The organism is uncultured Wocania sp. (genome assembly GCF_964021735.1).
Taxonomy (GTDB): domain Bacteria; phylum Bacteroidota; class Bacteroidia; order Flavobacteriales; family Flavobacteriaceae; genus Wocania_A.
Window position 1 is genome coordinate 1 of sequence record NZ_CAXIBN010000115.1, and the last position, 10,503, is coordinate 10,503.

The 10,503-nt window shown below is 30.8% G+C and carries 13 protein-coding genes; 9 read left to right on the forward strand and 4 right to left on the reverse strand.

Annotated elements, in window-relative coordinates; genetic code table 11:
• Positions 1-92 precede the first annotated feature (92 nt).
• The 4 genes from AADI82_RS10580 to AADI82_RS10595 form a co-directional block, all read right to left on the reverse strand.
• Complete coding sequence (locus AADI82_RS10580; RefSeq protein WP_341216410.1) at positions 93-362, reverse strand: hypothetical protein; 270 nt, start codon at positions 360-362, stop codon at positions 93-95.
• Between the two features lie 116 nt (positions 363-478).
• On the reverse strand, positions 479-1,156 hold the full coding sequence (gene trmD, locus AADI82_RS10585) for a tRNA (guanosine(37)-N1)-methyltransferase TrmD (protein ID WP_341216411.1): 678 nt from the start codon (positions 1,154-1,156) through the stop codon (positions 479-481).
• Positions 1,157-1,301: 145 nt separating this feature from the next.
• Positions 1,302-1,784, reverse strand: a complete 483-nt coding sequence (locus tag AADI82_RS10590) for a CIA30 family protein (protein ID WP_341216412.1) — start codon at positions 1,782-1,784, stop codon at positions 1,302-1,304.
• Positions 1,785-1,847: 63 nt separating this feature from the next.
• The gene (locus AADI82_RS10595) at positions 1,848-2,243 is read right to left on the reverse strand and encodes a DUF2721 domain-containing protein (RefSeq protein ID WP_341216413.1); all 396 of its coding nucleotides are present in this window, start codon (positions 2,241-2,243) and stop codon (positions 1,848-1,850) included.
• Between the two features lie 90 nt (positions 2,244-2,333).
• Here AADI82_RS10595 and AADI82_RS10600 point away from each other — a divergent pair, with 90 nt between their 5' ends.
• The 9 genes from AADI82_RS10600 to raiA all read left to right on the forward strand — a co-directional run bounded on the left by AADI82_RS10600 (position 2,334) and on the right by raiA (position 10,352).
• Positions 2,334-3,611 carry a DUF2851 family protein gene (locus tag AADI82_RS10600; protein ID WP_341216414.1) on the forward strand — a complete coding sequence of 426 codons (1,278 nt, stop codon included), beginning with the start codon at positions 2,334-2,336 and terminating at the stop codon, positions 3,609-3,611.
• 38 nt (positions 3,612-3,649) lie between these two features.
• A complete protein-coding gene (locus AADI82_RS10605; RefSeq protein ID WP_034040695.1) occupies positions 3,650-3,877 on the forward strand; it encodes a PspC domain-containing protein in 228 nt (75 codons plus the stop codon).
• On the forward strand, positions 3,874-4,887 hold the full coding sequence (locus tag AADI82_RS10610) for an NAD-binding protein (protein WP_341216415.1): 1,014 nt from the start codon (positions 3,874-3,876) through the stop codon (positions 4,885-4,887). Before AADI82_RS10605 ends, AADI82_RS10610 begins: the two co-directional genes overlap by 4 nt.
• Positions 4,888-4,996: 109 nt before the next feature.
• Positions 4,997-6,628: an alanine/glycine:cation symporter family protein gene (locus AADI82_RS10615; protein ID WP_341216416.1), complete on the forward strand. Its 1,632-nt coding sequence runs from the start codon at positions 4,997-4,999 to the stop codon at positions 6,626-6,628.
• Positions 6,629-6,653: 25 nt separating this feature from the next.
• Positions 6,654-7,520, forward strand: a complete 867-nt coding sequence (locus AADI82_RS10620; RefSeq protein ID WP_341216417.1) for a helix-hairpin-helix domain-containing protein — start codon at positions 6,654-6,656, stop codon at positions 7,518-7,520.
• Positions 7,521-7,549: 29 nt separating this feature from the next.
• The gene (locus tag AADI82_RS10625; RefSeq protein WP_341216418.1) at positions 7,550-8,716 is read left to right on the forward strand and encodes an acyl-CoA dehydrogenase family protein; all 1,167 of its coding nucleotides are present in this window, start codon (positions 7,550-7,552) and stop codon (positions 8,714-8,716) included.
• A gap of 83 nt (positions 8,717-8,799) precedes the next feature.
• Positions 8,800-8,994, forward strand: a complete 195-nt coding sequence (gene rpsU / locus AADI82_RS10630) for a 30S ribosomal protein S21 (RefSeq protein ID WP_034040684.1) — start codon at positions 8,800-8,802, stop codon at positions 8,992-8,994.
• Between the two features lie 133 nt (positions 8,995-9,127).
• Positions 9,128-10,018: a tyrosine-type recombinase/integrase gene (locus tag AADI82_RS10635; RefSeq protein ID WP_341216419.1), complete on the forward strand. Its 891-nt coding sequence runs from the start codon at positions 9,128-9,130 to the stop codon at positions 10,016-10,018.
• 31 nt (positions 10,019-10,049) lie between these two features.
• Positions 10,050-10,352 (forward strand): ribosome-associated translation inhibitor RaiA, encoded by a 303-nt coding sequence (gene raiA, locus AADI82_RS10640; RefSeq protein ID WP_034040680.1) that lies wholly within the window; start codon positions 10,050-10,052, stop codon positions 10,350-10,352.
• Positions 10,353-10,503 lie beyond the last annotated feature (151 nt).

Below are 10,503 nucleotides of genomic sequence, written 5' to 3' on the forward strand. Positions count from 1 at the left end.
AGGATATGGTAAGTTTTTTATCGTTGTTATCCCGTAAATATAATTAATTTTTCTTACAGAAATATACTAAAAAGCCGTAGTTTTTGACTTATTCATTTTTTATAGTATTCAATAGGACTATAAATTTTTTGCTTGCTTTGATAAGCTTGATATGAATTAGTTTCGCCTATAAAATTTAAGGCAAGTAAAAGCAGTCCAATCCCAAAAACAAAAAAAGAAAACGCATTAAAAAAAGTAAGTGTTACTTGCACATCTAATAAGGCTTCAGTTCCGTTTCTTGCGGCAATAGCATTATAAATAAAACCGCCAACAAAACAGATGCTATTTAGTAGGCTACCTATAAGCAAAAACAGGGATGTCACTGACCGTTTCTTTAATTGGCTGTAAGAATAATTAAATGGATTACACCATTAATTATACTAGCTGTTGCTAACTGTAATTACATAGTGCCCATGTTTTGCATAAGTTTTATTGTGAGTTAATCCTCCAATAAATCCGGTCGTCGTTCTTTAGTTCTTAAATAAGCTTGTTCTTCACGCCACTTTTCAATTTCTGGTAAGTTGCCTCCAAATAATAATTCAGGAACTTTCCAGCCTTTATACTCACGAGGTTTTGTGTAAATTGGTGGTGCTAGTAAGCCATCTTGAAACGAATCGGTTAGGGCAGAGGTTTCATTTCCTAAAACTCCAGGAATTAAACGTATTACAGCATCACAAAGTACTGCAGCCCCCAACTCGCCACCAGACAGTACATAATCGCCAATAGAAATTTCTCGCGTAATAAAATGATCACGTACCCGTTGATCTACACCTTTATAATGACCACATAAAATAATAATATTTTCTTTTAACGAGAGTTGGTTGGCAATGCCTTGTTTTAAGGTTTCGCCATCTGGTGTCATATAAATAACCTCGTCGTATTTACGTTGGGATTTTAAAGCAGAAATACATTTGTCTATAGGCTCAACCATCATAACCATACCAGCACCACCACCAAACTGGGTGTCGTCAATAGATTTATAATTATCAGATGTATAATCGCGTAGATTATGAAAATAAACTTCAACTAAACCTGCATCTATAGCACGTTTTAAAATAGAGGCTTCAAATGGACTTTTAAGTAATTCTGGTAAAACGGTTATAATATCTATGCGCATGCTATCGTGTTAAGAAGTGCAAAGATAATTTAATTGTTTGGTATTTTTTGGTGAAGATTCTTGAAGGTTTGTTTATTGTTTTAAGTTAAGGAGTTTCAACATTATTACTCATTTTAAAGTTGAATATTTAGAATAAGTAGATACTCTATTTTAAAATAATTTTATCAATCTCTAATTTAAAAGCTTCATTTTTTTTATTGCCAATTAAAAATGCAATCAGTTCTACTTGTTTTCCTGGGTAATTTGGAGCATCTAATTTTCTGCCTCTAAAAGCAGGATGCATCGTGTTAAACGGTATTTCTATAAGTTGCCACTCTCCATTAGTAGTAAAAGGTTTTATATAAGAATAGTAATCACTATCATTAGTTTTTATTCTGAACTGATAGGTTTTACCATCTCCTTTTAATTTAATTATAGTTTTGGAAAAGCGAGACACATCTTTTGTATCAAATGTATATTGTAGCATAGAAAATCCACCATTATTCTCTAAAGAAACATACCCTTTAAATAAACCATTTCCATTTTTATTAATTGTAAACTCTCCATTAGAACGGCCACCCATAACAACATCATTAACAATACGCCAATTGTTAGTATTACTTTTAGAATTAAAATTAAAAAGAGTCATAGTAGTTTGTAATATTATAAGATTTAGAATAATTAGAGTCGTTTTTATCATGATATGTTAATGTTAGTTATTCTCAATATCACTAATATGATGTTCTAAAGCTTTTACAGAAATTTGTATCTCTATAATTAAAAGACTTAGTGATATTATTAGTAAAAGTAATGCAAAACCAAAAACCCAAACCGCAATGTTATGTTGTTGTATATAAATTAAAAACATAGTTAAAACACAAAGCAACAAGCTGCTAATACCAAAAATTTGCATAGATCGTGTTAAGTATAAGCGTTGTTTAATATTTTTTATTTGAGCAATTAAAACAGAATCTTTTTTTTGGATATACTTATCGTGCAAGTTTCTTATTATTGATGCATAAGCCAAAAACCTATTAGTGTAAGCTAACATAATTAAAGAAATGGCAGAGAATAAAAGTGCAGGCGTGGTTAATGTGAGTTGCTCCATATATAAATAGTTTTTGCAAATTTATCGAATTTAATAAAGAATAATGATTTGCAATTTGGTACTTGTGCAAGGTAATTTTATATTTAATGCATGCAAGAAGATTTTCTACATTATATCTGGCAACATAAAAAAATTACTGCTAATCTTTTAAAAGGTACAAATGGCGAAGATATTCACATAGTATCGGTTGGGCAACCTAATAGTAATGCAGGCCCAGATTTTTTTAATGCCCAGTTAAAAATTGAAAATCAGCTTTGGGCAGGAAATGTAGAAGTTCATATAAAATCATCTGATTGGTTTTTACACAATCATGAGTTAGATAAAGCTTACGATAACGTTATTTTACATGTTGTTTGGGAACACGACACTAATGTTTATAGAAAAGATAATACAGCAATAGTTACATTAGAGCTGAAAAATTATATTTCTAAAGAAACATTAAATAATTACCAATTACTATTCTCTAAAACGAATAAGTGGATTAATTGTGAACACGATTTTGAAAGTATTAATGATTTTTTGGTTCAAAATTGGTTAGAGCGATTATACTTTGAACGTTTAGAACGAAAATTTGAAGATATTTATCAATTATTAAAAACATCAAAAAATGATTGGGAAGCTGTTTTGTTTAAAATGCTCGCTAAAAATTTTGGACTTAAAGTAAATGCCGATGCGTTTTTAAGTTTAGCAAGCTCAACAGATTTTTCAATAGTCAGAAAACTGCAAAACAATCAAACAAGTTTAGAGGCTTTGTTTTTTGGGCAAGCCAATTTATTAAACACCAATGTTGAAGATGCTTACTTTCAAAGTTTAACTAAAGAATTTCAATTTTTAAAACAGAAATTTTCACTATTAAATCAAAATCTAACACCTATTCAGTTTTTTAGATTACGGCCATCAAATTTTCCTACCATTCGCTTATCGCAATTAGCAAGTTTATATAATAATGAGCAAAACTTGTTTTCAAAAATTAATGAAATAAATTCTACTAAAGATTTTTATATGCTTTTTTCTGTGGAAACATCATCGTTTTGGGAATCGCATTACACATTTGATAAAACTTCGAAAAAAACAAAAAAGAAACTTAGTAAAGCGTTTATAGATTTACTAATGATTAATACCATTATTCCAATAAAATTTGCATATGCAAGATATCAAGGAAAACAAGTAGATGGTGATATTGTAAAACTAATACAAGACATAGCTTCAGAAAAAAACAATATTGTTGAGAAATTTAATGCATTAAAAAAAGTATCAACTTCGGCTTTACAATCTCAAGGATTACTTCAGCTAAAAAATGAGTATTGTAATAAAAATAAGTGCTTACAATGTGCTGTTGGTAATTCACTTTTAAACAAAAAAACATAGAAATTTTTAAACTAAAAAAGGAAGTGTTAAATTGCGGCATGAACAACATCTACAAACCATTATTGTTTTTTCAAAAGCACGGATATTATGTTTGTCAACGTATTGCAGATCGGTTTGGTATTAGAGCCAAAGTCGTGCGCACCTCGTTTATGTATTTAACATTTGTAACTTTAGGTTTTGGTTTTGCGCTCTATTTATTTATGGCTTTTTGGATGCGTATTAAAGATATAGTTTATACAAAACGCTCATCTGTTTTTGATTTATGAATCCATTAATAAAGTTTTTTAGAACAAAAATATACACCGCGGTTATTCTGCTAATTCTTTTATTAGCTATTGGGGTTATTGGTTTTAAATCGATGTCTAATTATACATGGATCGATGCGCTTTATATGACCGTAATAACCATTACTACTGTTGGTTTTAAAGAGGTACATCCATTAGACGATGCTACTAAAATTTTCACGATATCATTAATTTTAATTAGTGTTTTTATTTTAGGATATGCCTTATCTGTAATTACCGAATACATTTTAAGCAAGAATAGTTTTGAAGAATTAAAACAAAAAAAGATGCAGAAAAAGATTGATAATTTAAAAAACCACATTATTATTTGTGGTTATGGAAGAAATGGTAAACAAGCTGCAACTAAATTATTAGCTTATAACAAACCGTTTGTTATTATTGAAAAAGATAAAGAGCTAGTTGAAAAAGATGAAAACGATCTGATGCCTTTTGTTTTAGGTAATGCTAATGAAGACGAAACCTTATTGCAAGCTGGTGTAGATAGAGCATCCTGTTTGATTTCGGCACTACCAAATGATGCTGATAACTTATTTGTAGTACTTTCCACAAGGCAAATTAATAAGAGCATTAATATTATAAGTCGAGCATCTCAAGAAACATCGTATAAAAAATTAAAACTAGCAGGAGCCAATAATGTTATTTTGCCAGACAAAATAGGTGGCGATCATATGGCATCATTAGTAGTTGTTCCTGGCTTAATGGAATTTGTAGATAATCTTTCCATTGTTGGGAAATCTAACATAAATATTGAAGAAATTGCAGTCGAAAAACTAACCAAAGAAATTAAAACAATCAAAGATCTAGATCTTAGAAAAAAAACAGGCTGTACGGTTATTGGATATAAAGATCAAAATGGAGAGTATATAGTAAATCCAGAAGCAGATTTAGACCTAGCTCCTAATTCAAAAATTATAGTATTGGGTCGCCCTGAGCAAATAGATGTGCTTAATACAGTGTATAATATAAATTAGCATAATTCGTATTTTAACAATTAATTGTTTAAAAAAATCAATTATTTTTAGCATCTTGCTAGCTTTATATATAAAACTCTTTAATAAAACTAACTAATAACCTATTCTTATGAAGAAGTATCTTCTTTCAATTTTCACATTAATATTACCATTTTTAACATTTGCGCAAGAAGCAGAAAAAGGTTTAGACGAAAAAGTAAATGATGCCTTTATGCCAGTAGCAACTTGGTGGGAAGGTTTTGTTTTAACTACAGTTCCAATAGGTTCTTATAACATACCCTTTGTTGTTATTCTTTTGGTAGCTGGAGCAACTTTTTTCACAATATATTTTAAGTTTCCGAGTTTCACAAAATTTGGATTGGCAATAAATACGGTTAGAGGTAAATATGATGAAGTTGAGGGTGGTCATGCCGCTGGAGATCCTAATATGGCAATTGATGGCGATATCCCAGATACTATTCGAGATGAAAGTAAAGAAGGAGAAGTTAGCCATTTTCAAGCGTTAGCAACTGCTGTTTCTGGTACTGTAGGTTTAGGTAATATTGCTGGTGTTGCAGTAGCTATTGCACTTGGTGGTCCTGGAGCTACATTTTGGATGATTGTTTGTGGCTTAATAGGGATGTCTACAAAATTTGTAGAATGTACACTTGGTGTAAAATATAGAGATGTTGGAGAAGACGGTACTGTATACGGTGGTCCAATGTATTATTTATCAAAAGGCCTAAAAGAAAGAGGTTTTTCAGGAATAGGAAAAGTACTTGCAGGCTTATTCGCTATACTTTGTGTTGGTGCTTCTTTTGGAGGAGGTAACGCATTTCAATCTAATCAAGCTGCTGTACAATTAAGCTCTTTGTTTAATTTACAAGGTGGTGCAACAGGTGTAATTATTGGTATTATTTTAGCTACTTTAGTTGGTATTGTAATTATTGGTGGTATTAAACGTATTGCAAGTATTACAGAAAAAATTGTACCATTTATGGCTGGGATATATGTACTTGCGTGTTTAGTGATAATTTTTACAAATTTCAGCTCTATTGGTGATGCTTTCGGATTAATTTTTAGTGGTGCATTTACGCCAATGGCAGGACTTGGTGGTTTAGTAGGTGTTTTAATAGTAGGATTCCAACGTGCAGCATTTTCAAACGAAGCTGGTGCAGGTTCAGCAGCTATAGCGCATTCAGCAGTTAAAACAAATTATCCAGCATCAGAAGGTGTTGTGGCACTTTTAGAACCCTTTATTGATACTGTTGTTATTTGTACAATGACAGCTTTAGTTATCATCTTTTTCAATATTGATGGTACAAATATGCAAAGCGTATTTCCGTATGGCGGTGACGGTGCAAGTAATGTAATTTTAAATTCTGATGGAAGCTCTATTGGAGGTGTAGATTTAACATCTATGGCTTTTGATTCTGTAATTCCAGGGTTCTCGTATATATTAACTATTGCGATTGTTTTATTTGCATTTTCAACTATGATTTCTTGGTCTTATTATGGCTTACAATCATGGAAATTTTTATTTGGAAAAGGAAAAACAGCAGATACTGTTTATAAAATTCTATTCTTAATTTTTATTGTTATCGGAGCAGCTGCAACATTAGATGCGGTAATTAAATTTTCTGATGCTATGATATTAGCTCTAGTGTTTCCAAATATGATTGGACTTCTGTTCTTATTCCCTAAAGTAAGAGAAGAAATGAATAAGTATGTGGGTGCTATAAAAGCGAGTAAAGAGGAATAAAAAATAATATAAAAGAATAAGCTAAATGAAGTCCCATTTCACGTTTTCAAAAGAACAGCGAAATGGGATTTTTTTATTAATTCTACTTATAATAGTATTGCAATGCGTTTATTTTTTTGTTGATAAAGATTATCAAGACATCTCAGTAAATCAAGAAGAACTCGCAAAATTTCAAAAAGAAATTGATTCACTTAAATTAGTTGAACTTGAAGAAAGAAAATCAAAAATATACCCTTTTAATCCAAATTATGTCACCGATTATAAAGGTGCTTCGTTAGGAATGTCAAATGAAGAAATTGACAGGTTACACGCGTTTAGAAAACAAAACAAATGGGTGAATTCTTCAAAAGAATTTCAAGAGGTAACCAAAATATCCGATTCACTTTTAAACACGATATCTCCATATTTTAAATTTCCAGATTGGGTTATAAATCCGAAACCAAAAAGTAATGTAACAGTCTACAATAATGCACCAAAAACATTCGCTCAAAAACAAGATTTAAACACAGCAACCGCAAAACAATTACAAAAAGTAAATGGCATTGGTGAATATTACTCAGAGCGCATTGTAAAATTCAGAAATAAATTTGATGGCGGATTTATTGCCGATGTTCAGCTTCAAGATATTTATGGATTAACGCCTGAAGTTATCGAAAAAATCACCAATCAGTTTACCGTTAAAACACCAAGACCAATCAAAAAAATCAATATAAATAAAGCTAAAATAGAAGACCTCGTTAACATTCAGCACATCGATTACGATTTAGCACACGAGATTGTTGAGCAGAGAAAATTAAGAGACGGCTATAAATCGTTAAATGAATTAATAAAAGTTAAAGACTTTCCTGTAAATAAAATCGAGATAATTAAATTATATTTGTCGCTCGATTAATGCTATCGAATTGAAAGAAAAAAACGCTAATGAATACAATGTACTTCACCGAAGAGCATCAACTTTTTAGAAAAAGTTTACAAGATTTTTTAAACAAAGAAGTTGTTCCGCATATAGATAAATGGGAAAAAGATGGAAATATTGAACGCTTCATTTGGAAAAAAATGGGCGATATGGGTTTCTTTGGTATCAATTATCCAGAAGCTTATGGCGGACTAAATTTAGACCTTTTCTATACCGTTATTCTTCTTGAAGAACTTCAAAAAATAAACTCTGGTGGTTTTGCCGCAGCAATTTGGGCGCACTGTTATTTAGCAATGACGCACATTAATGCCGAAGGAAACCACGATATAAAAGAACGTTATTTAGTACCAAGTATTTCTGGCGATAAAATAGGGTGCTTATGTATTACCGAACCTTTTGGTGGTAGCGATGTTGCAGGCATGCGAACTACAGCTGTTAAAAACGGAAATCATTATATCATAAACGGTTCTAAAACCTTTATAACGAATGGAGTAGCAAGCGACTATTTGGTAGTTGCTGCAAAAACAAACCCAGAATTAGGTAATAAAGGCATAAGTATTTTTGTTATTGATAGAGAAACTGCCGGGGTATCTGCAACAAAATTAGATAAGTTGGGTTGGCGCGCATCCGATACTGGAGAAATTGCTTTCGATAATGTTAAAATCCCAGCAACTAATTTATTGGGAGAAGAAAATAAAGGTTTCCCTTATATCATGCAGCATTTTTCGTTAGAACGTTTAATTATGGGTGTTAATGCACATGCTCGTGCAGAATACGCTTTAGGGTATGCTTTACAATATATGTCCGAACGTATGGCTTTCGGAAAACCCATCGATAAATTTCAAGCATTACGTCATTCAATATCAGAATTATATACCGATATGGAAATCTGTAAAACCTTTAACTATACGGTGACTTATATGTTAAACAAAGGCGAGTATGTGGTGAAAGAAGCCACCATGTCTAAACTAAAATCTACTAAAATGGCAGATGAGGTTATCTACCAATGCCTCCAGTTTTTAGGAGGTTATGGCTATATGGAAGATTATCCCATGGCAAGACTTTTACGAGATAGCAGATTAGGTCCAATAGGAGGAGGGACGTCTGAGATATTAAAAGAAATTTTAGCAAAAATAATCATCGATAAGAAAGACTATAAACCTGTTACATAAAAATTTAAATATTTAATTGTTAATTATTAATTAGTTTTTATATTTGCACCCACAAAATCTAAAAGAGAGGAGGTTAAGACACTATGTTAATTATACCAATAAAAGAAGGGGAAAATATAGATAGAGCGCTAAAGCGTTTTAAAAGAAAGTTTGATAAAACTGGAACTAAACGTCAACTTCAAGTACGTAAGCAGTTTAACAAACCTTCAGTAGTACGTAGAGCGCAAATACAAAAGGCACAGTACATTCAAGGATTGAGAGATGCAGAAGATATTTAATAGCTTCTAAATTATAATAGAATTAAATTCCCGCAAATGCGGGAATTTTTTTATCTATCAATTTTTAAGTATTTTGATTTTAAAGTTGCTGTTTAATTTTTAAACTTTTAACTTTAAAAATTAAATATATAAAATGTCCTTCAAATCATTTACAGAATATTTATTGCTCGAAAAAAACTATTCTGCATTAACCGTAAATGCTTATCAAACTGATTTAGAAAACTTTTCAGATTTCATAACAGCCAAATATGAAACCAACACTATTAATAAGGTAAACTATCCACAAATAAGAAGTTGGATAGTCTCCATGGTAGAAAGTGGTCTGTCAAACAGAAGTATTAACAGAAAAGTTTCTGCATTAAACACCTATTACAAGTTTCTTTTAAAAATAGGTGAGATAAAAACCAATCCGCTTTCTAAACACAAAGCGTTAAAAACTAGCAAGAAAATTCAAGTTCCTTTTTCAGAAAATGAAGTAATGACCGTTTTAAACGATTTACATTTCGAGAATGATTTTGAAGGGATTCGTAATAAATTGATAATTGAATTATTCTATTCCACAGGAATAAGACGTATAGAGTTAGTCGAACTAAAACTAACAAGTGTTAATTTAGATAATAAAACGTTAAAAGTATTAGGAAAAAGAAATAAAGAGCGCATCGTTCCGTTATTAGAATCGGTAGTGCAAACAATAAATAAGTATTTAGTTTCAAGAAATAAATTAGAAAGTATTACAGATGAAGACATCTTATTTTTAACTAAAAAAGGAATTAAAGTTTACGAAACACTTGTTTACAGAATAATAAATGATTATTTTAGTTTAGCATCCTCAAAAGTAAAAAAGAGTCCACATATATTAAGGCATTCATTTGCTACTCATTTACTTAATCAAGGAGCTGATTTAAATGCTGTTAAAGAATTACTTGGTCATTCAAGTTTAGCAGCAACACAAGTTTATACACACAATAGTATAACCGAGCTTAAAAAAGTACATGTAAAGTCACATCCAAGGAGTGAAAAGTAAAAATTTTATTGTCTAACCAAAAAATAGAAGTATGAAAGTAAACACACAATCAGTTAATTTTAATGCTGACCAAAAATTAATAGATTTTATTCAAAAGCGAATGGATAAGTTAGATATGTTTTATGATAAAGTTATAAAGTCTGATGTTTTTCTAAAGGTAGAAAACACTAGCGACAAAGAAAATAAAGTTTTCGAAGCTAGGGTAAGTGTTCCAGGAGATAGTTTTGTAGTAAAAAAACAATGCAAAAGCTTTGAAGAAGGAGCAGATATGGCTGTCTCATCATTAGAAAGACAGTTAAAAAAGCGAAAAGAAAAATTAAGAGCACATTTATAATAAAATTTATTAAAAAATGTTTTGAATAAAATAAAAAATCTATACATTTGCAGTCCGTTAGAAATAGCGGACTTTTTTTATGCGTAAAAAGTGTAAAAAACGCCGATGTAGCTCAGCTGGCTAGAGCAGCTGATTTGTAATCAGCAGGTCG

Coding starts and splice junctions, on each gene's coding strand:
- AADI82_RS10620 (WP_341216417.1), top strand. CDS start 6,654: ATGAAGTCCCATTTCACGTTTTCAAAAGAACAGCGAAATGGGATTTTT.
- raiA (WP_034040680.1), top strand. CDS start 10,050: ATGAAAGTAAACACACAATCAGTTAATTTTAATGCTGACCAAAAATTA.
- AADI82_RS10595 (WP_341216413.1), bottom strand. CDS start 2,243: ATGGAGCAACTCACATTAACCACGCCTGCACTTTTATTCTCTGCCATT.
- AADI82_RS10610 (WP_341216415.1), top strand. CDS start 3,874: ATGAATCCATTAATAAAGTTTTTTAGAACAAAAATATACACCGCGGTT.
- AADI82_RS10590 (WP_341216412.1), bottom strand. CDS start 1,784: ATGACTCTTTTTAATTTTAATTCTAAAAGTAATACTAACAATTGGCGT.
- AADI82_RS10625 (WP_341216418.1), top strand. CDS start 7,550: ATGAATACAATGTACTTCACCGAAGAGCATCAACTTTTTAGAAAAAGT.
- AADI82_RS10605 (WP_034040695.1), top strand. CDS start 3,650: ATGAACAACATCTACAAACCATTATTGTTTTTTCAAAAGCACGGATAT.
- AADI82_RS10615 (WP_341216416.1), top strand. CDS start 4,997: ATGAAGAAGTATCTTCTTTCAATTTTCACATTAATATTACCATTTTTA.
- rpsU (WP_034040684.1), top strand. CDS start 8,800: ATGTTAATTATACCAATAAAAGAAGGGGAAAATATAGATAGAGCGCTA.
- AADI82_RS10635 (WP_341216419.1), top strand. CDS start 9,128: ATGTCCTTCAAATCATTTACAGAATATTTATTGCTCGAAAAAAACTAT.
- trmD (WP_341216411.1), bottom strand. CDS start 1,156: ATGCGCATAGATATTATAACCGTTTTACCAGAATTACTTAAAAGTCCA.
- AADI82_RS10600 (WP_341216414.1), top strand. CDS start 2,334: ATGCAAGAAGATTTTCTACATTATATCTGGCAACATAAAAAAATTACT.